The sequence below is a fragment of the Enterobacter cloacae complex sp. IR5384 genome, assembly GCF_049237265.1.
GTDB lineage: Bacteria > Pseudomonadota > Gammaproteobacteria > Enterobacterales > Enterobacteriaceae > Enterobacter > Enterobacter cloacae.
In genome coordinates this window covers 34,555-58,101 of sequence record NZ_JBMKHJ010000015.1, presented here as the reverse complement: position 1 = coordinate 58,101, position 23,547 = coordinate 34,555, and the positions used below count along the sequence as shown (strand labels likewise).

The 23,547-nt window shown below is 55.4% G+C and carries 25 protein-coding genes; 15 read left to right on the top strand and 10 right to left on the bottom strand.

Annotated elements, in window-relative coordinates:
- Nucleotides 1-40 precede the first annotated feature (40 nt).
- Nucleotides 41-1,855 (top strand): maltodextrin glucosidase, encoded by a 1,815-nt coding sequence (gene malZ / locus ACOTX3_RS14050; protein WP_058678426.1) that lies wholly within the window; start codon nt 41-43, stop codon nt 1,853-1,855.
- Between the two features lie 55 nt (nt 1,856-1,910).
- Here the strand turns inward: malZ and ACOTX3_RS14045 are convergent, their stop codons facing one another.
- A complete protein-coding gene (locus ACOTX3_RS14045) occupies nt 1,911-2,513 on the bottom strand; it encodes a peroxiredoxin (protein WP_013095829.1) in 603 nt (200 codons plus the stop codon).
- A 127-nt stretch (nt 2,514-2,640) separates the two neighbouring features.
- Nucleotides 2,641-3,222 carry an ACP phosphodiesterase gene (gene acpH / locus ACOTX3_RS14040; protein WP_058678427.1) on the bottom strand — a complete coding sequence of 194 codons (582 nt, stop codon included), beginning with the start codon at nt 3,220-3,222 and terminating at the stop codon, nt 2,641-2,643.
- 92 nt (nt 3,223-3,314) lie between these two features.
- Between acpH and queA the strand changes: the two genes are divergently transcribed.
- The 7 genes from queA to ACOTX3_RS14005 all read left to right on the top strand — a co-directional run bounded on the left by queA (nt 3,315) and on the right by ACOTX3_RS14005 (nt 9,980).
- Complete coding sequence (gene queA, locus ACOTX3_RS14035; RefSeq protein WP_029883413.1) at nt 3,315-4,385, top strand: tRNA preQ1(34) S-adenosylmethionine ribosyltransferase-isomerase QueA; 1,071 nt, start codon at nt 3,315-3,317, stop codon at nt 4,383-4,385.
- Nucleotides 4,386-4,440: 55 nt separating this feature from the next.
- On the top strand, nt 4,441-5,568 hold the full coding sequence (tgt, locus tag ACOTX3_RS14030; protein WP_013095832.1) for a tRNA guanosine(34) transglycosylase Tgt: 1,128 nt from the start codon (nt 4,441-4,443) through the stop codon (nt 5,566-5,568).
- 22 nt (nt 5,569-5,590) lie between these two features.
- A complete protein-coding gene (gene yajC / locus ACOTX3_RS14025) occupies nt 5,591-5,923 on the top strand; it encodes a preprotein translocase subunit YajC (RefSeq protein ID WP_000007630.1) in 333 nt (110 codons plus the stop codon).
- Between the two features lie 27 nt (nt 5,924-5,950).
- Nucleotides 5,951-7,798, top strand: a complete 1,848-nt coding sequence (gene secD, locus ACOTX3_RS14020) for a protein translocase subunit SecD (protein ID WP_072205080.1) — start codon at nt 5,951-5,953, stop codon at nt 7,796-7,798.
- Nucleotides 7,799-7,808: 10 nt separating this feature from the next.
- Nucleotides 7,809-8,780 (top strand): protein translocase subunit SecF, encoded by a 972-nt coding sequence (gene secF, locus ACOTX3_RS14015; RefSeq protein WP_013095834.1) that lies wholly within the window; start codon nt 7,809-7,811, stop codon nt 8,778-8,780.
- A gap of 139 nt (nt 8,781-8,919) precedes the next feature.
- The gene (locus ACOTX3_RS14010) at nt 8,920-9,285 is read left to right on the top strand and encodes a VOC family protein (RefSeq protein ID WP_020686373.1); all 366 of its coding nucleotides are present in this window, start codon (nt 8,920-8,922) and stop codon (nt 9,283-9,285) included.
- A 14-nt stretch (nt 9,286-9,299) separates the two neighbouring features.
- Nucleotides 9,300-9,980, top strand: a complete 681-nt coding sequence (locus tag ACOTX3_RS14005; RefSeq protein ID WP_020686374.1) for a helix-turn-helix transcriptional regulator — start codon at nt 9,300-9,302, stop codon at nt 9,978-9,980.
- A 78-nt stretch (nt 9,981-10,058) separates the two neighbouring features.
- Here ACOTX3_RS14005 and ACOTX3_RS14000 read toward each other — a convergent pair whose 3' ends face one another.
- Both ACOTX3_RS14000 and ACOTX3_RS13995 read right to left on the bottom strand, forming a co-directional pair.
- Complete coding sequence (locus ACOTX3_RS14000; protein WP_058678438.1) at nt 10,059-10,943, bottom strand: nucleoside-specific channel-forming protein Tsx; 885 nt, start codon at nt 10,941-10,943, stop codon at nt 10,059-10,061.
- A 271-nt stretch (nt 10,944-11,214) separates the two neighbouring features.
- Entirely contained in the window at nt 11,215-11,754 is a 540-nt protein-coding gene (locus tag ACOTX3_RS13995; RefSeq protein ID WP_014830864.1) for a DUF3251 domain-containing protein, read from the bottom strand.
- Nucleotides 11,755-11,906: 152 nt separating this feature from the next.
- On the opposite strand from ACOTX3_RS13995, the gene nrdR reads away from it, so the two are divergent.
- The 5 genes from nrdR to thiL all read left to right on the top strand — a co-directional run bounded on the left by nrdR (nt 11,907) and on the right by thiL (nt 15,512).
- Nucleotides 11,907-12,356 carry a transcriptional regulator NrdR gene (gene nrdR, locus ACOTX3_RS13990; protein WP_008503337.1) on the top strand — a complete coding sequence of 150 codons (450 nt, stop codon included), beginning with the start codon at nt 11,907-11,909 and terminating at the stop codon, nt 12,354-12,356.
- Between the two features lie 4 nt (nt 12,357-12,360).
- The gene (gene ribD / locus ACOTX3_RS13985) at nt 12,361-13,464 is read left to right on the top strand and encodes a bifunctional diaminohydroxyphosphoribosylaminopyrimidine deaminase/5-amino-6-(5-phosphoribosylamino)uracil reductase RibD (protein ID WP_028028139.1); all 1,104 of its coding nucleotides are present in this window, start codon (nt 12,361-12,363) and stop codon (nt 13,462-13,464) included.
- An 87-nt stretch (nt 13,465-13,551) separates the two neighbouring features.
- Nucleotides 13,552-14,022 carry a 6,7-dimethyl-8-ribityllumazine synthase gene (gene ribE, locus ACOTX3_RS13980; protein ID WP_003859098.1) on the top strand — a complete coding sequence of 157 codons (471 nt, stop codon included), beginning with the start codon at nt 13,552-13,554 and terminating at the stop codon, nt 14,020-14,022.
- Between the two features lie 21 nt (nt 14,023-14,043).
- Entirely contained in the window at nt 14,044-14,463 is a 420-nt protein-coding gene (gene nusB, locus ACOTX3_RS13975; RefSeq protein WP_006809908.1) for a transcription antitermination factor NusB, read from the top strand.
- 77 nt (nt 14,464-14,540) lie between these two features.
- On the top strand, nt 14,541-15,512 hold the full coding sequence (gene thiL, locus ACOTX3_RS13970; protein ID WP_013095840.1) for a thiamine-phosphate kinase: 972 nt from the start codon (nt 14,541-14,543) through the stop codon (nt 15,510-15,512).
- 74 nt (nt 15,513-15,586) lie between these two features.
- On the opposite strand, the gene ACOTX3_RS13965 is transcribed toward thiL, so the two are convergent.
- The 4 genes from ACOTX3_RS13965 to xseB all read right to left on the bottom strand — a co-directional run bounded on the left by ACOTX3_RS13965 (nt 15,587) and on the right by xseB (nt 19,654).
- On the bottom strand, nt 15,587-16,561 hold the full coding sequence (locus ACOTX3_RS13965; protein ID WP_038418795.1) for an aldo/keto reductase: 975 nt from the start codon (nt 16,559-16,561) through the stop codon (nt 15,587-15,589).
- A 63-nt stretch (nt 16,562-16,624) separates the two neighbouring features.
- Nucleotides 16,625-18,487, bottom strand: coding sequence for a 1-deoxy-D-xylulose-5-phosphate synthase (dxs, locus tag ACOTX3_RS13960; RefSeq protein WP_023622252.1), 1,863 nt, complete (start codon nt 18,485-18,487; stop codon nt 16,625-16,627).
- Nucleotides 18,488-18,511: 24 nt separating this feature from the next.
- Nucleotides 18,512-19,411 carry a (2E,6E)-farnesyl diphosphate synthase gene (gene ispA / locus ACOTX3_RS13955; RefSeq protein WP_058678429.1) on the bottom strand — a complete coding sequence of 300 codons (900 nt, stop codon included), beginning with the start codon at nt 19,409-19,411 and terminating at the stop codon, nt 18,512-18,514.
- Entirely contained in the window at nt 19,412-19,654 is a 243-nt protein-coding gene (gene xseB / locus ACOTX3_RS13950) for an exodeoxyribonuclease VII small subunit (RefSeq protein WP_008503331.1), read from the bottom strand.
- Nucleotides 19,655-19,845: 191 nt separating this feature from the next.
- Here xseB and thiI point away from each other — a divergent pair, with 191 nt between their 5' ends.
- On the top strand, nt 19,846-21,294 hold the full coding sequence (thiI, locus tag ACOTX3_RS13945; protein WP_058678430.1) for a tRNA uracil 4-sulfurtransferase ThiI: 1,449 nt from the start codon (nt 19,846-19,848) through the stop codon (nt 21,292-21,294).
- A gap of 134 nt (nt 21,295-21,428) precedes the next feature.
- Here the strand turns inward: thiI and yajL are convergent, their stop codons facing one another.
- Nucleotides 21,429-22,022, bottom strand: a complete 594-nt coding sequence (gene yajL, locus ACOTX3_RS13940; protein WP_023622463.1) for a protein deglycase YajL — start codon at nt 22,020-22,022, stop codon at nt 21,429-21,431.
- Complete coding sequence (gene panE, locus ACOTX3_RS13935) at nt 21,985-22,896, bottom strand: 2-dehydropantoate 2-reductase (RefSeq protein ID WP_038418797.1); 912 nt, start codon at nt 22,894-22,896, stop codon at nt 21,985-21,987. The genes yajL and panE overlap by 38 nt, the downstream gene beginning before the upstream one ends.
- A gap of 128 nt (nt 22,897-23,024) precedes the next feature.
- Here panE and ACOTX3_RS13930 point away from each other — a divergent pair, with 128 nt between their 5' ends.
- Nucleotides 23,025-23,516: a YajQ family cyclic di-GMP-binding protein gene (locus ACOTX3_RS13930; protein ID WP_008503327.1), complete on the top strand. Its 492-nt coding sequence runs from the start codon at nt 23,025-23,027 to the stop codon at nt 23,514-23,516.
- Nucleotides 23,517-23,547: the final 31 nt, after the last annotated feature.

Here is a 23,547-nt window from a genome sequence, read left to right as displayed (position 1 = left end):
TGTGGCAAGGTGACGTCAATTTCATCAAAGGGGATTCGTGATGTTAAACGCCTGGCACCTTCCGGTTGCCCCATTTGTTAAGCAAAACAAAGACAACCTTGTGATTACGCTCTGGCTGGCGGGGGAAAATCAGCCTGAACGCGTGACGCTACGCGCTGAAGTCGATAATGAAGAAACCACGCTGAAAATGCACAAACAGCGCAGCCAGCCGCAGCCTGGCGTAACGGCATGGCGGGCAAACATCGACTTGCGCAGCGGCCAGCCGCGCCGACGCTATAGCTTTAAGCTGCTCTGGAATAACCGCCAGCTGTGGTTTACCCCGCAGGGATTTAGCCGTTTTCCTCCGGCGCGGCTGGAGCAGTTTGCCGTCGATTACCCGGACGCTGGCCCGCAGTGGGTTAACGATCAGGTCTTCTATCAGATCTTCCCGGATCGCTTTGCGCGCAGCGAAACGCGCACCGCCGGGCAGGATAAAGTTTATTACCACCACGCTGCAGGACACGACATTATCCTGAAAGAATGGGATGAGCCGTTAACCGCGCAGGCGGGCGGCTCGACGTTCTACGGCGGCGATCTTGACGGCATCAGCGAAAAGCTACCGTATCTGAAGAAGCTGGGCGTGACGGCGCTGTACCTTAACCCGGTGTTTAAAGCACCGAGCGTGCATAAATACGATACCGCCGATTATCGCCACGTTGACCCGCAGTTTGGCGGTGATGACGCGCTGCTTCGTCTGCGTAAAAATACGCAAATAGAGGGCATGCGTCTGATTCTGGACGGCGTGTTCAACCACAGCGGCGACTCACACGCGTGGTTTGACCGTCATAACCAGTCGATGGGCGGGGCGTGCCATAACCCGGATTCACCCCAGCGCGACTGGTACAGCTTCAACGAGGAGGGTCGCGCGCTGGACTGGCTGGGCTATCCGAGCCTGCCAAAGCTGGATTTCCAGTCGCCAACGCTGGTGAATGAGATTTACGGCGGTGAAAACAGCATTGTGCGCCACTGGTTGAGTGAGCCATGGAATATGGATGGCTGGCGTCTTGACGTGGTGCATATGCTCGGTGAAGCGGGCGGGGCGCGTAATAACCTTCAGCACGTCGCCGGGATCACCCGTGCAGCAAAAGCCGCGCAGCCGGAGGCGTTCGTGTTTGGCGAACATTTTGGCGACGCGCGCCAGTGGCTGCAGGCGGACGCAGAAGATGCGGCAATGAACTATCGCGGTTTTACCTTCCCGCTGTGGGGATTCCTTGCTAACACCGATATTTCCTACGATCCGCAACATATTGATGCGGAAACCTGCATGGCGTGGATGGATAACTACCGCGCCAGTCTTTCGCATCAGCAGCAGTTACGGATGTTTAACCAGCTGGACAGCCATGACACCGCGCGATTTAAATCCCTGCTCGGTAAGGATGTCGCGCGCCTGCCGCTGGCGGTGACCTGGCTCTTTACCTGGCCGGGCGTGCCGTGCATCTATTACGGCGATGAGGTGGGGCTGGACGGGAACAACGATCCATTCTGCCGCAAAACCTTCCCATGGGATCCGGCGAAGCAGGACAATGTGCTGTTCAGCCTGTATCAGCGGCTGGCGAAACTGCGTAAGCAGAGCCAGGCGCTGCGCTACGGCGGTTGTCAGGTGGTTTATGCCCACGACAACGTGGTGGTGTTTGTCCGCGTCTATAACCAGCAGCGCGTGCTGGTAGCCATCAACCGGGGTGAGGCGTGCGAAGTGGTGCTGGATGACTCTCCGCTGCTTAACGTGAGCGCGTGGCAGCTAAAAGAGGGGAAAGGGAGCGTGCAGGAGGGGATCCTCTCCCTGCCGGCGATTTCTGCTTCCGTCTGGTTTGGCTGACGGCGTGATAACAAAAAGGCCCGCATAAGCGGGCCTTTTTCGTAAACCGTGCCGATTACAGGCTGGATACGTTCTCGGACAGGTATTTCGCAACGCCGTCTGGGGATGCAGACATACCTTCTTTACCTTTTTCCCACTGAGCCGGGCACACTTCACCGTGCTCTTCGTGGAACTGCAGCGCGTCAACCATACGCAGCATTTCGTCGATGTTACGACCCAGCGGCAGATCGTTCACAACCTGGTGACGCACGATGCCGTTCGCGTCGATCAGGAAGGAGCCACGCAGCGCAACGCCAGCGTCCGGATGTTCGATACCGTAAGCCTGCTGGATTTCGCGTTTGATGTCCGCAACCATTGCGTATTTCACCGCACCGATGCCGCCTTTGTCGACAGGGGTGTTACGCCATGCGTTGTGTACAAACTCAGAGTCGAAGGAGACGCCAACCACTTCTACGCCACGCTTCTGGAATTCTTCATAACGTTTGTCGAACGCGATCAGCTCAGACGGGCAAACGAAAGTGAAGTCCATTGGCCAGAAGAACAGAACGGTCGCTTTACCGTTGGTGTGCTGTTTGAAGTTGAAGTTTTCAACGATTTCACCGTTGCCCAGAACTGCTGCAGCTGTAAAATCCGGAGCCGGACGAGTTACCAGAACCATATGATTCTCCTGTAGATACTAAGGTTATTTGGAACGCAACGCGAGCCAGTATAGAGAGTGTTCATGGATAAGACAAAGAGGTGGTGACAATCGTTCCGCCAGCTTTTACCTATCAATGCGAATTCTGTCAGAGCTGTTTGTTTTTCGCCTGCGCCATCATTCGCGGGTAAAACTGCCAGAAACGCGTTTCCAGCGCATCGTAATGTTCGTCCAGGTCATGCCATGAATCGCGTAGCGCATCCAGACGCGGTCGGCGGCTCGCCATCCCATTTAACACATTCTGGATGAAGTCCATCTCGCGATAGCGCTCCAGCCAGCGTTCCGACCACAGGTAATTATTCAGATTCACAAAGCGCGGCGGCGAGTCGGGCAGAATGATCGACACCTGCTGGTGGGCATAACGCACAAAATCCGGCAATGGCATCTTCGGCGACAGCTGCTCCCAGTGGCGCGACAGGAAATGGTCCCACATGACATCAAGCGAGATTGGCGCAACGCGGCGCGTTTCAGGGCGAAACCACGCTTTGGCCTCGGTTACTTCTGGCAGGTTATCCGTCATGACATCGATACGACGATGCATAAAAATCCCGTCGACAACCTCAGCGGGCCAGGTCTCGGCGGGGTTGCCGCGGACGAAATCGGCCAGCAAATTGCCGGAAAGGGAGCTGTCAGCGAGGTGAGCGAGGTGCAGGTGAGCGAGAAAATTCATGCGTTTTATTTGTCCGGGGGCGGCTAGTTGTTGCAGCAAAAGGGTGTGAGCACTAGACTATGCCGCCTGTTTTTAAGTCACGAGTATACGTCATGCGCGTCGCCGATTTCTCCTTTGAACTACCTGAATCCCTGATTGCTCACTATCCAATGCCTGAGCGCAGTAGCTGTCGCTTGCTGTCACTGGACGGGCCAACGGGCGAGCTGACGCACGGTACTTTCACCGATCTGCTCGACAAGCTCAACCCTGGCGATCTGCTGGTCTTTAACAATACCCGCGTGATCCCGGCGCGTCTGTTTGGCCGCAAGGCCAGCGGCGGCAAGATTGAAGTGCTGGTCGAACGTATGCTCGATGATAAACGTATTCTGGCACATATTCGCGCCTCTAAAGCACCTAAACCGGGTGCCGAACTGCTGCTGGGCGATGACGAGAGCATCAAAGCAACCATGACCGCGCGCCACGACGCGCTGTTCGAAGTGGAGTTCAACGATGAGCGCACGGTGCTGGATATTCTCAATGCCATCGGCCACATGCCTTTGCCGCCGTACATTGAGCGCCCGGATGAAGAGGCCGATCGTGAGCTCTACCAGACCGTCTACAGCCAGAAGCCTGGCGCGGTAGCGGCGCCGACGGCGGGTTTGCACTTTGACGAACCGCTGCTGGAAAAATTACGCGCGAAAGGCGTGGAGATGGCGTTTGTGACGCTGCACGTCGGCGCGGGCACCTTCCAGCCGGTGCGGGTAGACAGCATTGAAGATCACATCATGCACTCTGAGTATGCTGAAGTGCCGCAGGAGGTTGTTGATGCGGTTCTGGCGGCAAAAGCGCGCGGCAGCCGCGTTGTTGCAGTAGGCACCACCTCCGTACGTTCACTGGAGAGCGCTGCCCAGGCGGCTCAAAAAGATCTGATCGAGCCATTCTTTGGCGATACGCAGATCTTTATCTATCCGGGCTATCAGTACAAAGTCATCGATGCTCTGGTGACCAATTTCCATCTGCCTGAATCAACGCTGATTATGCTGGTCTCCGCCTTTGCGGGGTATCAGCACACCATGGCGGCATACAAGTCTGCGGTAGAACAAAAATATCGCTTTTTTAGCTACGGGGACGCGATGTTTATCACGTACAATCCGCTGGCTTTGAATGAGCGTGTCGGGGAATAAGTCCGCGGCACCGGAATAATGTGTTGGACTGTTTTTCTGGCACAGAGGAATAAAAATGAAATTTGAACTCGATACCACCGATGGCCGCGCGCGTCGCGGTCGCCTGGTGTTTGATCGCGGCGTGGTGGAAACCCCCGCGTTTATGCCTGTGGGGACTTACGGCACCGTAAAAGGGATGACGCCGGAAGAAGTAGAAGCCACTGGCGCCCAGATTATCCTCGGTAATACCTTCCACCTGTGGCTGCGTCCTGGTCAGGAGATCATGAAGCTTCACGGCGATCTGCATGACTTCATGCAGTGGAAAGGCCCGATCCTGACCGATTCTGGCGGTTTCCAGGTCTTCAGCCTGGGTGATATTCGCAAGATCACCGAGGAGGGCGTCCACTTCCGTAACCCGATCAACGGCGATCCGATTTTCCTCGATCCTGAAAAGTCTATGGAGATTCAGTACGATCTCGGCTCTGACATCGTGATGATCTTCGACGAATGTACGCCATACCCGGCGGACTGGGATTACGCTAAACGTTCCATGGAGATGTCGCTGCGCTGGGCGAAGCGTAGCCGCGACCGTTTTGACTCCCTGCAGAACAAAAATGCGCTGTTCGGCATTATCCAGGGCAGTGTTTACGAAGATTTACGCGATATCTCTGTTAAAGGTCTGGTAGAGATAGGTTTTGATGGCTACGCTGTCGGCGGTTTAGCTGTGGGTGAGCCGAAGGAAGACATGCACCGTATTCTGGAACATGTCTGCCCGCAAATCCCGGCGGATAAACCCCGTTACCTGATGGGTGTGGGTAAGCCAGAAGATCTGGTTGAAGGTGTGCGCCGCGGCATCGATATGTTCGACTGCGTCATGCCAACCCGTAACGCACGTAACGGTCATCTGTTTGTTACCGATGGCGTGGTGAAAATCCGTAACGCGAAGCATAAGAGTGACACCAGTCCGCTCGATGCCGAGTGCGATTGCTACACCTGTCGCAATTATTCTCGCGCGTATTTGCATCATCTCGATCGTTGCAATGAGATTTTGGGCGCGCGTCTCAATACCATTCATAACCTTCGCTATTATCAGCGCTTAATGGCTGGTTTACGCAAGGCTATCGAAGAGGGTAAATTAGAGAGCTTCGTGACCGATTTTTACCAACGTCAGGGTCGAACCGTTCCACCTTTGAACGTTGATTAATATTAATAATGAGGGAATTTGAATGAGCTTTTTTATTTCTGATGCGGTAGCGGCAACAGGTGCTCCAGCGCAGGGCAGCCCGATGTCTCTGATTCTGATGCTGGTTGTGTTCGGTCTGATCTTCTACTTCATGATCCTGCGCCCACAGCAGAAGCGTACCAAAGAGCACAAAAAGCTGATGGACTCCATCGCGAAAGGTGATGAAGTCCTGACTAACGGTGGCCTGGTCGGTCGCGTAACCAAAGTGGCTGAAAGTGGCTACATTGCTATCGCCCTGAACGACACCACTGAAGTGGTTATCAAACGTGACTTCGTAGCTGCCGTTCTGCCGAAAGGCACCATGAAGGCGCTGTAATCCCAACTTTTCCCAAAGGGAACTGCCGTGTTAAACCGTTATCCTTTGTGGAAGTACATCATGCTGGTCGTCGTGATTCTCGTCGGCCTGCTGTACGCGCTTCCCAACCTGTATGGTGAGGATCCGGCTGTTCAAATCACTGGCGCGCGCGGTGTCGCCGCCAGTGAGCAAACGCTGATCCAGGTCCAGAAAACGTTACAAGAAGAAAAAATTACCGCTAAGTCTGTGGCTCTGGAAGAGGGCGCAATTCTTGCTCGCTTCGACACCACCGACACGCAGCTCCGCGCTCGCGAAGCGCTGATGGGCGTGCTGGGTGATAAATACGTCGTGGCGCTTAACCTTGCTCCTGCTACCCCACGTTGGCTGGCTGCGCTGAGCGCAGAGCCAATGAAACTCGGTCTTGACCTCCGTGGCGGCGTACACTTCCTGATGGAAGTGGATATGGATACCGCGCTGGGCAAACTGCAGGAACAGAATATCGATAGCCTGCGCAGCGATCTGCGTGATAAAGGCATCGCGTATACCACCGTTCGTAAAGAAGATAACTACGGTATGAGCATCACGTTCCGCGACAGTGCGGCGCGCGATCAGGCTGTAGATTACCTGACCCAACGTCACCGTGACCTGGTGATCACCGCTCAGGGCAGCAACCAGCTGCGCGCGGTAATGACCGACGCCCGTCTGAAAGAAGCGCGTGAATATGCCGTTCAGCAGAACATCAACATTCTGCGCAACCGTGTAAACCAACTGGGCGTGGCTGAACCGCTGGTGCAGCGTCAGGGTGCTGACCGTATCGTTGTAGAACTGCCGGGTATTCAGGACACCGCGCGCGCGAAAGAGATTCTGGGCGCCACTGCAACGCTGGAATTCCGTCTGGTGAACACCAACGTTGACCAGTCTGCTGCCGCTTCTGGCCGTATTCCGGGTGACTCGGAAGTGAAAGAGACCCGCGAAGGTCAGCCCGTTGTGCTGTACAAACGCGTGATCCTGACCGGTGACCATATCACCGACTCCACCTCCAGCCAGGACGAGTACAACCAGCCGCAGGTTAACATCTCGCTGGACAGCGCGGGTGGTAACATCATGTCTAACTTCACCAAGGACAACATCGGTAAACCGATGGCAACCCTGTTCGTGGAGTACAAAGACAGCGGTAAGAAAGACGCTAACGGCCGTGCGGTGCTGGTGAAAGAGGAAGAGGTGATTAACATCGCCAATATCCAGTCTCGTCTGGGTAACAGCTTCCGTATTACCGGTATCAACAACCCGAACGAAGCGCGTCAGCTCTCTCTGCTGCTGCGTGCCGGTGCGCTGATTGCGCCAATTCAGATTGTTGAAGAACGTACCATTGGTCCAACTCTGGGTATGCAAAACATCCAGCAGGGGCTGGAAGCGTGTCTGGCCGGTCTGGCGGTCTCTATCCTCTTCATGATCTTCTTCTATAAGAAGTTTGGTCTGATTGCCACCTCCGCGCTGATCGCGAACCTGGTGCTGATCATCGGCATTATGTCCCTGCTGCCAGGGGCGACGCTGACCATGCCGGGGATTGCGGGTATCGTTCTGACCCTTGCGGTGGCAGTCGACGCCAACGTACTGATTAACGAACGTATCAAAGAAGAGTTGAGCAACGGTCGCTCTGTTCAGCAGGCGATTGATGAAGGCTATAAAGGCGCGTTCAGCTCCATCTTCGATGCGAACGTAACAACACTGATCAAGGTTCTTATCCTGTATGCAGTGGGGACTGGCGCAATCAAAGGCTTTGCGATTACCACCGGTATCGGTGTTGCAACGTCAATGTTTACTGCTATTGTCGGCACCCGTGCCATCGTGAACCTGCTGTACGGCGGCAAGCGCGTCAAAAAGCTGTCTATCTGAGGAGTGCGTTGTGGCACAGGAATATACTGTTGAACAATTGAACCACGGCCGTAAAGTCTGGGACTTTATGCGCTGGGACTACTGGGCCTTCGGCATTTCAGGTTTACTGCTGATTCTGTCCATCGTCGTTATGGGCGTAAAAGGCTTTAACTGGGGTCTGGATTTCACCGGTGGTACGGTGATTGAAATCACCCTGGAAAAACCGGTCGATATGGACCAGATGCGTCAGTCACTGCAGAAAGCGGGCTTTGAAGAGCCGCTGCTGCAGAACTTCGGCAGCAGCCGCGACATCATGGTGCGTATGCCGCCGGTACACGATGCCAACGGCAGTCAGGAACTGGGCAGCAAGGTTGTTAGCGTGATTAACGAAACAACCAGCCAGAACGCCACGGTTAAGCGTATTGAGTTCGTCGGCCCGAGCGTGGGTGCGGACCTGGCGCAAACCGGTGCGATGGCACTGCTGGTGGCGCTGATCTCCATCCTGGTTTACGTCGGTTTCCGCTTTGAGTGGCGACTGGCGGCGGGTGTGGTTATCGCACTGGCGCACGACGTGGTGATCACCATGGGCGTACTGTCTCTGTTCCATATTGAGATTGACCTGACAATTGTGGCATCCCTGATGTCCGTTATCGGTTACTCCCTGAACGACAGTATCGTGGTATCTGACCGTATTCGTGAAAACTTCCGTAAGATCCGTCGCGGTACGCCGTACGAAATCTTTAACGTGTCGTTGACCCAGACGCTGCACCGTACCTTGATCACATCCGGTACCACCTTGATGGTGATCCTGATGCTGTATCTCTTCGGTGGTCCAGTGCTGGAAGGCTTCTCGCTGACCATGCTGATCGGTGTGTCTATCGGTACTGCGTCGTCAATCTACGTGGCGTCCGCTCTGGCACTGAAACTTGGCATGAAGCGCGAGCACCTGCTCCAGCAGAAAGTCGAGAAAGAAGGGGCGGATCAGCCGTCTATTCTGCCGTAAGACGTTTATCGCGTTATCGAAATCCCGGTCTGTTGACCGGGATTTTTTTTATCTGCTCCTGACAAACACTCCTGACAGTATGCTGTCAGGAGCCCTGTCGTAGACTCCTGTTGAACCCAAACAAGAGTCAGGAGGATGTATGAAAAGTGTAATTAACTGGTTTGAAATTCCGGTCGCGGATATGGATCGCGCCATCAAATTTTATGAGCCGGTGATGCAGGTTTCACTGAGGCGCGAGAAAATGGACAGCGCCGAGCTGGCGGTATTCCCGCATGAGGATCCGGCCACCGGCGGCGCGCTGGCAAAATTTGAGGGGATTATTCCCTCGGTGCAGGGGGCCATTATCTACCTGCATACTGACAATTTGACCGCTACGCTCGATCGCATTGCCTCTGCGGGCGGCGAGTGCGTGTTTGGCCCGCTGGAGTTACCGCGCGGTATTGGTACTATTGCTTTATTTACCGACAGCGAAGGTAATCGCGTCGGCCTTCATCAACCTGCCTGAGAGCGTAAGCAAAAATGACCCGACGCGCTGACCGTTTGTTTCAGATAGTACAGATCCTGCGGGGCCGACGTCTGACAACGGCAGCGCATCTTGCGGACCGGCTGGGCGTTTCTGAGCGCACGGTGTACCGCGATATCCGCGACCTGTCGCTTTCCGGCGTGCCGGTGGAGGGCGAAGCGGGGAGCGGTTACCGGCTGATGTCGGGGTTTGACCTGCCGCCGCTGATGCTGACAAACAAGGAGTCTGAGGCGCTGATTGTGGCTATTCGCCTGCTTACCACCTGGGGTGGGGAGTCGCTGTCGCGCGAACTGGAGTCTGCACAGGAGAAAGTGCTCGCGATCCTGCCCGAAGAGAGCCGCCGAAAGGCAGAGCAGACGCGGATCTACGCCCCGGATTTTGGCATGAAAAGCCACTCCCGCAGTGATTTTGATGTCATACATCAGGCGATCTCGGCCCAGCGCGTGCTCGTGCTGCATTATCGTGACGAAGCGGGGCAATTTTCAACGCGTGAGGTTCAGCCGCTGGGGCTGTTTTTCTGGGGAGAACGCTGGCTACTGGCGTCATGGTGTGAACTGCGCGATGACTATCGCTGTTTCCGTCTCGACAGATGCCTCAAAATTGTCCTTACGGAAAGACGCTTTAGTGAGAGTGCAGACCGATCGCTGGCGGATTTTTTGCGCAAGGTGAAGCAGTAACAAGCCACGGGGAGAGACAGCCCGCACAGGTTTTGTAGGCCGGGTAAGCGTCAGCGCCACCCGGCAACAATCACACGATTAGAAGTTGTAACCCACTACCAGGTAACCACCCCAACCGGTAGAACGGACGCTGAAGTCGCCGTTGCCGAAGTTCAGGCTGGCGTCGTCGTTCCACTGTCCACCGTTGTGCCAGTAACGCGCAACAACAGAGTAGTGCCAGTGATCGTAGTTCAGCGCCAGGATGTGGCTGGAGGCGATGGAGTCGTTGGTGCGCGCTTTATTACCGTTCAGATCGCGGAAGTCGTTGTCGCCCAGATCGGAACCCCAGTCAAAGTTGGTGAAGCCGATATAGCTCAGGTTGCCGCCCCACAGCTGGGTGATTGGCACAAAGTATTTCACTTTGAAACGGTAACCATCCCACTCGTTTTCGTTCGCGGCACCGTAGTTCTGCCATTGATACTTAGCGTACACGTTCAGAGACAGGCTCATTGGCAGGCCCGTGTCGATGTCGGTACCCAGACCCATATACCAGGTGCTCTGGCGACCGGACTTGTTACGGCCCATGTCGTAGATATAGTTGTTTGCGAAATACCACTCTTTGAACGGACCAAACGCCAGGCTGGTACCAGTCAGTTTATCAATAGAGAAGCGCGGTTCGATCTCCATGAACAGTGGGGAACCGTGGTTCCAGATACCTTTTGCGTCGGTGTTACCACCGAAGAAGACCGGTGCATCCATATAGCCGTAGAAATCAAACCAGTCTTTCTTGGCGAACGCTTCGTACTCCAGGTAGGTATCGTTACGGATCTGAGGTCCGAAACGGGTGTGGTAGCTGCCGACCACGTTAACGCTCTGGTGCCACCAGTCGGAGAGGTATTGTGGTTTATCGTTTTCCGCTGCGTTAACAGTGAAAGAGGAGGACAATGCCAGCACGGCGCCGGCTGCGAGTAATGTTTTTTTCATAATCATGCCACTGATTGAAATTCCCTTCCGGGAGTGAAAAATGCGCGAATTGCGTTTCTAAATATTTCGTGTTTCTGCGGAGCCTATTATAGGAATCCTTGCTCACAAAAATATGTGTTGTTTCACATATCTCTCACACGCGTAATCGATTGCGTTCACGTTTGCGTACTTTAAACGGCCGGGATTGTAGCGGCAATCATTTATGTTGCCAATCCATACGAAATGTAAATGTTAGCGGAGTGACATTTCACTCCGCTCAAAAGGAGGGGGATTACTGTGCGGCGGGTTGGATGTCGTGAATGCGGATAAAGCCTAACTGATCGGGCGTAAGGCCGCTTAACTGCAGCGGAATATCCACATCACTCGGCGCTAAAACACTGGCCGGGGCGGTGAAGAGCTGATTCTTCACGTTCACCTCCTGGTAATTCTCGGTGGTGCCCTGGATCTGGCCCCACTCGACGGTGCCGCTAAAGGCTGGCAGCGGATCGTTGGACTCACCCTGAATGCGTAATGTTGCGCGAGTACCATCCGCATTTGCCGCCACATTCACCAGCGACATTTTTAACGTGCCAACCTGGCTGTTGAGACGGGCAGGGGTGTTGGCCCCCGGCAGCAAATACACTCCGCTGGTGGATTTTGCATTCAGCGCGTTTTGCTGGGTGATCTTCACGGTCTCTTTGTTCAGTTTGTCCATTGCCGTATTGAGCGTATTCACGCTCTGTTTCATCTGGCGGACTTCGGTTTGCTGTGCACAGGCACTAAGGGTGAAGAGGCTCCCCACCAGCAGAATTTTCAGGTAACGTCTTGTCATTGCGTTTAATTCCTTGAAATAACGGATCACCGTAATGGTAGCCAGCATCATCCCGACAGACATAGATCCTTTGTCTCAAAAAGCTCTTCCTTTGTTGTCAGGCCAGTTCAGGGTAAAATGAAAGTCAGTTAACCAGATAACAGGGATACCGTATGCATTGCCCATTCTGCTCCGCTGTGGATACCAAAGTCATCGATTCTCGTCTTGTGGGCGAAGGGTCTTCCGTACGCCGCCGTCGGCAGTGTCTGGTATGTAACGAGCGTTTCACGACCTTTGAGGTGGCAGAGCTGGTCATGCCGCGCGTGGTAAAAAGTAACGACGTGCGCGAGCCGTTTAACGAAGAGAAGCTGCGCAGCGGAATGCTCAAAGCGCTGGAAAAACGCCCCGTCAGCGCGGATGACGTCGAAATGGCGTTAAACCACATTAAATCTTACCTTCGTGGTCTGGGTGAACGTGAAGTGCCCAGCAAGATGATCGGCAATCTGGTGATGGAGCAGTTGAAAAAGCTCGATAAGGTTGCCTATATCCGCTTCGCCTCTGTCTACCGCAGTTTCGAAGATATCAAAGAGTTTGGCGAAGAGATCGCCCGCTTACAGGATTGAGTCCATGCAGGATGAGATGTACATGGCGCGCGCCATGAAGCTGGCGCAGCGCGGTCGATTTACCACCCATCCTAACCCCAACGTCGGGTGCGTCATTGTTAAAGATGGCGAGATCGTGGGCGAAGGTTTCCACTACCGCGCGGGCGAGCCCCATGCTGAGGTGCATGCCCTGCGTATGGCGGGTGAAAAAGCGCGTGGGGCTACGGCCTACGTGACGCTTGAGCCGTGCAGCCATCACGGGCGCACACCGCCATGCTGTGAAGCGCTGATTGCGGCGGGAGTGTCGCGCGTTGTCGCTGCGATGCAGGATCCTAATCCCCAGGTGGCCGGACGTGGTCTGTACCGTCTGCAGCAGGAAGGGATCGATGTTAGCCACGGCCTGATGATGCAGGACGCGGAAGCGATCAACAAAGGCTTCCTGAAGCGTATGCGTACCGGGTTCCCGTATATTCAGCTCAAGCTGGGCGCCTCACTGGATGGCCGCACGGCGATGGCGAACGGCGAAAGTCAGTGGATCACCTCGCCGCAGGCAAGGCGCGATGTGCAACGTCTGCGTGCGCAAAGCCATGCTATCCTCACCAGCAGTGAAACGGTGCTCGCGGACGATCCGGCCATGACCGTGCGCTGGAACGAACTGAATGCCGATACCCAGGCGCTGTACCCACAGGAAAACCTGCGTCAGCCGCTGCGTATTGTCATTGATAGCCAGAACCGCGTCACGCCTGAACACCGCATTGTGCAGCAGCCCGGTGAAACCTGGATTGCCCGCACAAAGGAAGATTCACGCGACTGGCCGGAAAGCGTGCGCAGCATTATGGTGCCGGAGCACAACGGTCATCTGGATTTAGTGGTGCTGATGATGCTGCTGGGTAAGCAGCAGGTGAACAGCATCTGGGTGGAAGCCGGCCCGACGCTGGCAGGCGCACTGCTCCAGGCGGGTCTGGTCGATGAACTGATTGTCTACGTTGCGCCTAAACTGCTGGGTAGCGACGCGCGTGGCCTGTTTGTGCTGCCCGGCCTTGAAAAACTGGCCGATGCACCACAACTCAAATTTAGCGAGATTCGTCCGGTGGGTCCGGATGTTTGCCTCCATTTAACGACAGCGTAATTGCTCCTGAAATAGGGAAGCAGTGCGCAAAGTATTATGATAAAATCCGCCCCCCTGCGGGGCCAAATGAACCCGTAAAGGAAGAGTATGAACATTATTGAAGCTGCTGTAGCTACCCCGGACGCTCGCGTCGCCATCACCATTGCGCGTTTCAACAACTTCATCAACGATAGCCTGCTGGAAGGTGCGGTTGACGCCCTGAAACGTATCGGCCAGGTTAAAGATGACAACATTACCGTTGTGTGGGTTCCAGGTGCTTACGAACTGCCACTGGCAGCGGGCGCGCTGGCGAAAACCGGTAAATACGACGCGGTGATTGCGCTGGGTACCGTTATTCGTGGCGGCACTGCGCACTTCGAATACGTTGCGGGCGGTGCAAGCAATGGTCTGGCGCACGTTGCACAGGATGCTGAAATTCCTGTCGCGTTCGGCGTGCTGACCACCGAAAGTATTGAACAAGCCATCGAACGTGCTGGCACTAAAGCCGGTAACAAAGGTGCAGAAGCTGCACTGACCGCGCTTGAAATGATCAATGTATTGAAAGCCATCAAGGCCTGATTTTTTTGTAAGGGGAATTCCGTGAAACCTGCTGCTCGTCGCCGCGCCCGTGAATGTGCCGTTCAGGCACTTTACTCCTGGCAGTTGTCCCAGAACGACATCGCTGATGTTGAATACCAGTTCCTGTCAGAACAGGACGTGAAAGATGTTGACGTTCTGTACTTCCGTGAACTGCTGTCGGGAGTGGCGACTAATAGCGCGTATCTCGATGGTCTGATGAAACCCTACCTCTCCCGTCTGCTCGAAGAGCTGGGTCAGGTTGAAAAAGCAGTGCTGCGCATTGCGCTGTTTGAGCTGTCTAAACGTGATGATGTGCCGTACAAAGTGGCCATCAACGAAGCGATCGAACTGGCGAAAACCTTCGGCGCGGAAGACAGCCACAAGTTTGTAAACGGCGTTCTTGATAAAGCAGCACCTGCGATCCGTCCCCACAAAAAGTGATCCGCAAACCGGAGCTCTGCATTGCCTGACGGGCAGTGCGGCTCCGGTTTTTTCTTTTATTTGCTGAGGCATAACGTATGGCATGCGGCGAATTCTCCCTGATTGCCCGTTATTTCGACCGTGTCAGAACCTCTCGTCTTGATGTTGAAACCGGCATTGGCGATGACTGTGCACTTCTCAATATTCCCGAAAAACAGACGCTGGCAATCAGCACCGACACCTTAGTGTGCGGGCGCCATTTCTTACCTGATATCGATCCTGCCGATCTGGCGTATAAAGCGCTGGCGGTCAACGTGAGCGATCTGGCTGCGATGGGGGCCGATCCGGCGTGGTTAACGCTGGCCCTGACGCTGCCAGAGGTCGATGAACCCTGGCTTGAAGCCTTCAGTGACGCTCTGTTTGAGCAGCTTAACTACTACGACATGCAATTGATTGGCGGCGATACCACGGCGGGGCCGCTATCGATGACGCTCGCGATCCACGGTTATGTGCCGGCTGGACGCGCGCTGAAACGCTCCGGGGCGAAACCTGGCGACTGGATCTACGTCACCGGTACGCCGGGCGACAGCGCAGCGGGACTGGCAATCCTTCAGGATCGCTTAACCGTGAATGACACTGACGACGCGGCGTATCTGGTCAAACGTCATCTGCGGCCAACGCCGCGTATTCTTCACGGCCAGGCGCTACGCGAACGGGCAAGCTCGGCTATCGATCTCTCGGACGGGTTAATTTCAGATCTCGGTCATATTCTGAAGGCCAGCGGTGTCGGCGCGCGCGTTGACCTGGATCTGTTCCCGCTATCAGAGCAGCTGCTTCGACACGTCGAGCCTGAGCAGGCGCTGCGCTGGGCGCTCTCCGGCGGCGAAGATTATGAGCTGTGCTTTACCGTGCCTGAGCTCAACCGTGGGACGCTGGACGTGGCGTTAGCGCATCTTGGCGCGAAATTTACCTGTATCGGCCAGATCATGCCGGAGAGTGAAGGGCTGAAGTTTGTGAAAGATGGTGCGCCCGTTACGCTGGACTGGAAAGGGTACGATCACTTCGGGTGATGTTGTGCGATCTGTACTGCCGGGTGGCGGCTTCGTCTTACCCGGCTTACGTATTTGAGGGTTAGGGAGAGGGATTATTTAAACCCCACCACCGGATGCTGCTGATACGGTGTCTCCAGCTCGGCAACCTGCTCTGGCGTCAGCGTGATATCTACCGCATTCAGCAGTTCATCAAGCTGCTCTTCCCGCGAAGTGCCAATAATCGGTGCCGCGACGCCGCGTTTACCCAGCAGCCATGCCAGCGCGACCTGGGCGCGGGTGGCTCCGGTATCGTCGGCGATCCCGGCTAACCGTTCGGCAATTAACGCATCGCTGGCTTCTGTACTGGAATAAAGATTTTTTCCTACTTCATCCGATACCAGGCGGGCCGTGGTTTCCCCCCACGGACGGGTCAGGCGACCACGTGCCAGCGGGCTCCACGGGATCACCGCCACGCCTTCCTGATAGCAGAGCGGTAGCATATCGCGTTCTTCTTCGCGATAGATCAGGTTGTAGTGATCCTGCATGGTGACGAAGCGCGCCCAGCCATGTTGCGCCTGCAGAGCCAGCGCCTGAGCAAACTGCGACGCGTGCATAGACGATGCGCCGATGTAGCGCGCTTTACCGGCTTTCACCACATCGTTGAGCGCTTCAAGCGTCTCCTCAATGGGCGTGTTGTAATCCCAGCGGTGAATTTGCAGCAGGTCGACATAGTCCATGTTCAGGCGTCGAAGGCTGTCATCAATGGAACGCAGGATCTGGGCGCGAGAGAGCCCCTCAGCCAGATCGCCCACCGGGTAATAGACCTTGGTGGCGACGACGATTTCATCACGACGCGCAAAATCGCGCAGGGCTCGGCCAACGATCTCTTCACTGCTGCCGTCGGAGTAGCTGTTGGCGGTGTCAAAGAAGTTAATGCCACCTTCAATGGCGCGTTTGATGATAGGGCGGCTGCTCTCTTCCGGCAGCGTCCAGGCGTGATTACCCCGGTCAGGCTCGCCAAAGGTCATACAGCCCAGGCAAAGTCGGGAAACGTTAAGATCCGTTTTTCCTAATGTCGTGTATTGCATGGTTCCACTCCTGCTTTTTTAAACAATACGTTTAAGCATAGCAGGAGCGGAAAAGGGGAAGGATCAGGCAAGCCAGCTACGAATTTTGGCTTCAATACCAGCGGCGTCCAGGCCAATTGCCGCGCGGGCTTCGTCCTGAGTACCTTGCGGAATGAAGTGATCCGGCAGACCAAGGTTCAGTACCGGAACGGCTTTACGGTTCGCCATCAGCACCTCGTTCACGCCGCTCCCCGCGCCGCCCATGATGGCGTTTTCTTCCAGCGTCACCAGCACCTCATGGGTTTCTGCCATTTCCAGGATCAGGGATTCATCGAGCGGTTTCACGAAGCGCATATCCACCAGAGTGGCATTAAGCGCTTCAGCGACCTTAGCGGCCTCTGGCATCAGGGTACCAAAGTTCAGAATTGCCACTTTCTCACCGCGACGTTTCACCAGACCTTTACCTATCGCCAGTTTTTCCAGCGGCTGCAGCTCAACGCCTACCGCGTTACCGCGTGGATAGCGAACCGCGCTTGGACCATCCTGGTAGTGATAGCCGGTATACAGCATCTGACGACATTCGTTTTCGTCGCTTGGCGTCATGATAACCATGTCCGGGATGCAGCGCAGGAACGAAAGATCGAATGCACCCTGGTGCGTCTGGCCGTCAGCACCCACGATGCCTGCGCGGTCGATAGCAAACAGCACCGGCAGCTTCTGGATGGCAACGTCATGGATCACCTGATCGTAGGCGCGTTGCAGGAAGGTGGAGTAGATCGCCACCACCGGTTTGTATCCACCAATCGCCAGACCCGCCGCGAAGGTGACTGCGTGCTGCTCGGCAATCGCCACGTCAAAATACTGGTCAGGGTATTTTTTGGAGAACTCGACCATGCCGGAACCTTCTCGCATAGCCGGGGTGATCGCCATCAGCTTGTTGTCTTTCGCCGCGGTTTCACATAACCAGTCGCCGAAGATTTTGGAATAGCTCGGCATACCGCCGCTGCTTTTTGGCAGACAACCGCTGGTCGGATCGAATTTAGGTACCGCGTGGAAAGTGATCGGATCTTTTTCCGCCGGTTCGTAACCACGGCCTTTCTTCGTCATGATGTGCAGGAACTGCGGGCCTTTCAGGTCGCGCATGTTCTTGAGCGTGGTGACCAGCCCCAGCACGTCGTGCCCATCAACCGGGCCGATATAGTTAAAGCCCAGCTCTTCAAAGAGTGTGCCCGGCACGACCATGCCTTTGATGTGTTCTTCGGTGCGCTTGAGCAGCTCTTTGATTGGCGGTACGCCAGAGAAGACTTTCTTGCCGCCTTCGCGCAGCGTGGAGTAAAGCTTGCCGGAGAGCAGCTGTGCCAGATGGTTATTCAGCGCGCCGACGTTCTCGGAAATCGACATTTCGTTATCGTTCAGGATAACCAGCATGTCCGGCTTGATATCGCCCGCGTGGTTCATGGCCTCAAAGGCCATCCCGGCGGTGATGGCGCCGTCGCCGATCACGCAGACGGTGCGGCGCTGCTTGTTCTCTTTTTCGGCGGCCACGGCAATACCGATACCCGCAGAGATGGAGGTGGAGGAGTGGCCGACGCTTAAAACATCGTACTCACTCTCACCGCGCCACGGGAACGGATGCAGGCCGCCTTTCTGGCGGATCGTGCCAATTTGATCGCGACGACCCGTCAGAATTTTATGTGGATAGGCCTGATGGCCCACGTCCCAGATGAGCTGATCGAACGGGGTGTTGTAGACGTAGTGCAGCGCAACGGTCAGCTCGACCGTGCCAAGCCCGGAGGCGAAATGTCCGCTGGAGCGGCTTACGCTGTCGAGCAGATAGCGACGCAGCTCGTCGCACAGCTTCGGCAGGTTCTCTTTCGGCAACAGACGCAACTCCTGGGTGGAGTCAACTAACGCCAGTGTCGGGTATTTGGCAATATCAAAACTCATCAAAGGCTCATCGAGATAGTGTGTTTATTTATCACGCTGGATTATATAGTCCGCTAGCGCTTCCAGTGCCGAGGTATCGAGAGACTGCGCGGCCAGTTCATTCAGCGACTGGCGGGCTTCCTCTATCAGATCCCGGGCTTTACGCTGGGCTTGCTCAAGACCCAGCAGGGCGGGGTAGGTACTTTTGCCAAGCTGCTGATCCGCACCCTGACGTTTACCCAATGTTGCAGTATCGCCCACCACATCCAGAATGTCATCCTGAACCTGGAACGCCAGACCGATACTTTCTGCGTATCTGTCCAGAATCGGCAGGGCTTTGCGCCCCTGTTCACCCGCGCTCAGTGCGCCCAGGCGAACGGCGGCACGGATGAGTGCGCCCGTTTTATGCCGGTGAATACGCTCCAGCTGTTCCAGATTAACCTGACGTCCTTCTGCCTCCAGATCCAGCGCTTGCCCGCCGCACATGCCGGCAACGCCGCTGGCCATCGCCAGCTCGGAAATCATTGCCAGACGGTCGCGATCGCTGACTTCTGCCATCGGCGCATCGCTCAGAATAGAGAATGCCAGCGTTTGCAGAGCATCCCCCGCCAGGATGGCATTCGCTTCGCCAAACTTAATATGGCAGGTTGGCTGACCGCGACGCAGATCGTCATCATCCATCGCCGGTAAATCATCGTGGATCAGCGAGTAGGCATGGATGCACTCAACGGCGGCAGCCGGGGCGTCCAGCGTAGTATCGCTGATACCAAACATATTGCCTGTGGCGTAGACGAGGAACGGGCGCAGGCGCTTTCCACCCAAGAGTGCGCCATAGTGCATGGCCTCAACCAGTGGAGTGTTCTGAAAAGGTTGTGGCGCAATAAAACGGCGCAGGGCGTCGTTGGCGCGTATGACTCGCGCCTGAAGCTCGTTAGCAAAATCCATTTACTCGGCGTCCGGTGTGAAAGGCGTTGTCTTAGCGTCTTCGCTATCGGAAAGCAGGATCTGCACACGCTGCTCGGCCTGCTGCAGTTTAACCTGCCCCTGGCGCGCCAGCTGCACGCCACGCTCGAATTCGTTGAGCGCCTCTTCCAGCGGTAAATCACCGCTCTCAAGGCGGGTGACGATCTGCTCCAGTTCACTCAGCGCAGTTTCAAAACTGGCCGGTGCGTCGTTCTTCTTCGGCATAGTGAATTGACTCTTATATTCTCAGCCCCGACATGGTAACGGACTCGGGGCAATTATCAAATAACGCGCAATGTGCACAGGAACGGCGCGATGGTGGTATACTTGCGCGCCTGGATGCAGCCACGGGTGTGGGCTGTAATATTATTTTCCATTACAAGCCTTAATACGCTTGCCTAAGAAACATTGCCGCCATGAAGTTTATCATTAAATTGTTCCCTGAAATCACCATCAAAAGCCAATCTGTGCGTTTGCGCTTTATTAAAATTCTCACCGGGAACATTCGTAACGTTTTAAAACACTACGACGAAACCCTCGCCGTGGTGCGCCACTGGGATCACGTTGAAGTCCGCGCGAAAGATAAAAACAAACGTCAGGACATTCGCGACGCGCTGACCCGTATTCCAGGTATTCACCATATTCTGGAAGTGGAAGATGTTCCGTTCACTTCCCTGCATGACATCTTCGAAAAAGCGCTGGTGCAGTATCGCGACCAGATCGAAGGCAAAACCTTCTGCGTGCGCGTGAAGCGTCGCGGCAAGCACGAATTCAGCTCTATCGAGGTGGAACGTTACGTTGGCGGCGGTCTGAACCAGCATGTTGAAACGGCGCGCGTGCGTCTGACCAACCCGGATGTCACCGTGAACCTGGAGATCGAAAACGATCGCCTGCTGCTGGTGAAAGGGCGTTACGAAGGTATCGGCGGCTTCCCAATCGGTACCCAGGAAGATGTGCTGTCCCTGATTTCCGGTGGTTTCGACTCTGGCGTCTCCAGCTACATGCTGATGCGTCGCGGCTGCCGTGTGCATTACTGCTTCTTTAATCTGGGCGGCGCGGCGCATGAAATCGGCGTGCGTCAGGTGGCACACTATCTGTGGAATCGCTTTGGCAGCTCGCACCGCGTGCGCTTTGTGGCGATCAACTTCGAGCCAGTGGTTGGCGAAATCCTGGAGAAAGTGGACGACGGTCAGATGGGCGTGGTCCTCAAGCGTATGATGGTGCGTGCGGCCTCTAAAGTAGCGGAACGCTATGGTGTGCAGGCGCTGGTCACCGGTGAAGCGCTGGGTCAGGTTTCCAGCCAGACGCTGACCAACCTGCGTCTCATCGACAATGTCTCTGACACCCTGATCCTGCGTCCGCTGATCTCTCATGACAAAGAGCACATCATCGATCTGGCGCGCGAAATCGGCACTGAAGATTTTGCCCGTACCATGCCAGAGTACTGCGGCGTGATTTCGAAGAGCCCGACGGTCAAAGCGGTGAAGGCGAAGATCGAAGCGGAAGAAGAGAACTTTGATTTCAGCATTCTGGATAAAGTGGTGGAAGAAGCCTCCAACATCGACATCCGTGAGATTGCCCAGCAGACCGAGCAGGAAGTGGTTGAAGTTGAAACCGTGAGCGGTTTCGGTGCCAACGACGCGATTCTGGATATCCGCTCCGTTGATGAGCAGGACGACAAGCCGCTACAGGTGGAAGGGGTGGAAGTGGTTTCTCTGCCGTTCTATAAGCTGAGCACCAAATTTGGCGACCTCGACCAGAGCAAAACATACCTGCTGTGGTGTGAGCGTGGGGTGATGAGTCGCCTGCAGGCGCTGTACCTGCGTGAGCAGGGCTTTGCGAATGTGAAGGTGTATCGCCCGTAGTTTTTTGCGGGTGTGTGTGTGGCTTGATGCCCTCACCCCGACCCTCTCCCAAGGGGAGAGGGCGCAAACATTAAAAACGGCAACCTGAGGTTGCCGTTTTGCTTTTACCTAGCGCCACCCGGCTTTTCTTTGCACTACTCTTCATAGTAGTTATAAATCCCCGCCGCCATCACCAGCGTGGAGGCGACTTCGTAGGCTTTCTCTCGCCCGACCAGCAGGTCAATAATCTTTAAGCCAAAGTCTATCGCGGTACCTGGCCCCTGGCTGGTGAGCAGGTTGACGCGCGGATCCCAGACGACGCGTTTATCCACCCACTGCTCTTCCGGGATGGTCTCTTTCAGCCCCGGGAAACCGGTCATGTTACCGATGGGAAAGATATTATGCGGAACCAGCACGGTACCGGCGGCGGCACAAATGGCAGCAACGATACGTCCCGACAGATGAAACTGTCTGACGGTTTCGACTAACAGAGTGCTGTCGCGAAAATACTCCGCCCCTTTCAGGCCGCCGGGCAGCACGATGATGTCATAGTCCCCGTCGGCCACCTGTACCAGTGGCGCATCCGCGAGGAGTTTCACTCCTCGGGAGCAGGTAATAGCCAGGTTGCCATCGCTGGCGACGCTGGCGGTGGTGACCTGAATACCGCCACGCACCATGATATCGATGGTGGTGACCGCTTCTGTCTCTTCGCTACCAGGGGCGAGGCAAACCAGTGCCGACGCGCTCATATTCACTCTCCTTACGTTTTACCAGGTCATACAGGCGGGCGTTTTCCGGCACAATGATACCGTGTGCGCGGGCGCGTTTTAGCAGATAGCCAGTGATGTAGTCGATTTCCGTGTGGCGTAGCGCCCGAACATCCTGCAACATGGATGAGATATTTTCTGCCGTACTATCAATAACCTGCTCGACATAATAGCGTAAATCATCCGCCGATGTGTGTAAGCCTTCACGCTCGATCACCGAGGCGACTTCAGCACAGAGGGTGGCAACCTCCTGCGGATGGTGCTTCAGTTCCCCGTTCGGGCAGTCCCACAGCGCCGTCAGCGGATTGATCACACAGTTAACGGCCAGCTTACGCCACAGCTGAGGGCGGATGTTGTTGTGCCAGGCCACGTCCGGAAGCACCGTTTGCAGGGTGTCTGCCAGATAACTGTAGTCGCCGTCCTGATCCCGGGCAGGTCCAATATGCGTGACGCCGCTGGCGACATGCACAATGATATTGCCGTCACGGCGTGCGGCGTGCGTGGTGGTGGCCATCAGCAGCGGCTGCACAATGCTTTTCAGTTCATCAATCGTCCCCATGCCGTTATGCAGGAGTAAAACGGGCGACGTGGGGGGAAGCTGGGCGGCCAGCGCTTTTACCGCATCTGAAACTTGCCACGCTTTGAGCGTCACCAGCAGCAGGTCGCTATGCGCCAGGAAATCAGGATCGTTCGCGGTGAGGGATTCGTTAAAGATACTTCCGTCTTCACCAATCAGGTTTACACTGCAATAGGGCTGAGGTACGCGCAGCCAGCCCTGAACTTCGTGTCCGTGCTTGCATAGTGCGGTCAGCCAGAGTTGACCAAGGGCTCCGCATCCGAGCACTGTAATTTTCATTGTTCCTCCTCACCTGCAACTGCGCCAGGTGTTACGGCCTAAGTATAGCGCCGTCAGCTAAGCTTCTGTTGAGTTATGCCTCGTAGCGGGTATTATGCAACGCAACAAAAATGAAGGGAGAAGAAAAGATGCCATCTTTCGATATTGTTTCCGAAGTTGATATCCAGGAAGTTCGCAACGGCGTAGAAAACGCAACCCGCGAAGTTGAGTCACGTTTCGATTTTCGTGGCGTTGAAGCCTCGTTTGAGCTGAACGATGCCAATAAGACCATTAAGGTGCTGAGCGAATCTGATTTCCAGGTTAACCAGCTGCTCGATATTCTGCGTGCCAAGCTGTTAAAACGCGGCATTGAAGGGACCTCGCTGGATGTACCGGAAGAGTTCGTGCACAGCGGTAAAACCTGGTTTGTTGAAGCCAAACTGAAGCAGGGCATTGAGAGCGCGGTTCAGAAGAAAATCGTTAAGCTCATCAAAGACAGCAAGCTGAAGGTTCAGGCGCAGATCCAGGGTGAAGAAATTCGTGTTACCGGAAAATCCCGTGATGATCTGCAGTCCGTCATGGCGCTGGTGCGCGGCGGCGATCTGGGACAACCGTTCCAGTTTAAAAACTTCCGCGATTAAAACGAAAAAGCCCGGTTTAACCGGGCTTTTT

Excerpts from the sequence above, each read along its gene's own strand:
- malZ (WP_058678426.1), top strand. The coding sequence starts at position 41 with ATGTTAAACGCCTGGCACCTTCCGGTTGCCCCATTTGTTAAGCAAAAC.
- ACOTX3_RS14045 (WP_013095829.1), bottom strand. The coding sequence starts at position 2,513 with ATGGTTCTGGTAACTCGTCCGGCTCCGGATTTTACAGCTGCAGCAGTT.
- acpH (WP_058678427.1), bottom strand. The coding sequence starts at position 3,222 with ATGAATTTTCTCGCTCACCTGCACCTCGCTCACCTCGCTGACAGCTCC.
- queA (WP_029883413.1), top strand. The coding sequence starts at position 3,315 with ATGCGCGTCGCCGATTTCTCCTTTGAACTACCTGAATCCCTGATTGCT.
- tgt (WP_013095832.1), top strand. The coding sequence starts at position 4,441 with ATGAAATTTGAACTCGATACCACCGATGGCCGCGCGCGTCGCGGTCGC.
- yajC (WP_000007630.1), top strand. The coding sequence starts at position 5,591 with ATGAGCTTTTTTATTTCTGATGCGGTAGCGGCAACAGGTGCTCCAGCG.
- ACOTX3_RS14010 (WP_020686373.1), top strand. The coding sequence starts at position 8,920 with ATGAAAAGTGTAATTAACTGGTTTGAAATTCCGGTCGCGGATATGGAT.
- ACOTX3_RS14005 (WP_020686374.1), top strand. The coding sequence starts at position 9,300 with ATGACCCGACGCGCTGACCGTTTGTTTCAGATAGTACAGATCCTGCGG.
- ACOTX3_RS14000 (WP_058678438.1), bottom strand. The coding sequence starts at position 10,943 with ATGAAAAAAACATTACTCGCAGCCGGCGCCGTGCTGGCATTGTCCTCC.
- ACOTX3_RS13995 (WP_014830864.1), bottom strand. The coding sequence starts at position 11,754 with ATGACAAGACGTTACCTGAAAATTCTGCTGGTGGGGAGCCTCTTCACC.
- nrdR (WP_008503337.1), top strand. The coding sequence starts at position 11,907 with ATGCATTGCCCATTCTGCTCCGCTGTGGATACCAAAGTCATCGATTCT.
- ribD (WP_028028139.1), top strand. The coding sequence starts at position 12,361 with ATGCAGGATGAGATGTACATGGCGCGCGCCATGAAGCTGGCGCAGCGC.
- ribE (WP_003859098.1), top strand. The coding sequence starts at position 13,552 with ATGAACATTATTGAAGCTGCTGTAGCTACCCCGGACGCTCGCGTCGCC.
- thiL (WP_013095840.1), top strand. The coding sequence starts at position 14,541 with ATGGCATGCGGCGAATTCTCCCTGATTGCCCGTTATTTCGACCGTGTC.
- ACOTX3_RS13965 (WP_038418795.1), bottom strand. The coding sequence starts at position 16,561 with ATGCAATACACGACATTAGGAAAAACGGATCTTAACGTTTCCCGACTT.
- dxs (WP_023622252.1), bottom strand. The coding sequence starts at position 18,487 with ATGAGTTTTGATATTGCCAAATACCCGACACTGGCGTTAGTTGACTCC.
- ispA (WP_058678429.1), bottom strand. The coding sequence starts at position 19,411 with ATGGATTTTGCTAACGAGCTTCAGGCGCGAGTCATACGCGCCAACGAC.
- xseB (WP_008503331.1), bottom strand. The coding sequence starts at position 19,654 with ATGCCGAAGAAGAACGACGCACCGGCCAGTTTTGAAACTGCGCTGAGT.
- thiI (WP_058678430.1), top strand. The coding sequence starts at position 19,846 with ATGAAGTTTATCATTAAATTGTTCCCTGAAATCACCATCAAAAGCCAA.
- yajL (WP_023622463.1), bottom strand. The coding sequence starts at position 22,022 with ATGAGCGCGTCGGCACTGGTTTGCCTCGCCCCTGGTAGCGAAGAGACA.
- panE (WP_038418797.1), bottom strand. The coding sequence starts at position 22,896 with ATGAAAATTACAGTGCTCGGATGCGGAGCCCTTGGTCAACTCTGGCTG.
- ACOTX3_RS13930 (WP_008503327.1), top strand. The coding sequence starts at position 23,025 with ATGCCATCTTTCGATATTGTTTCCGAAGTTGATATCCAGGAAGTTCGC.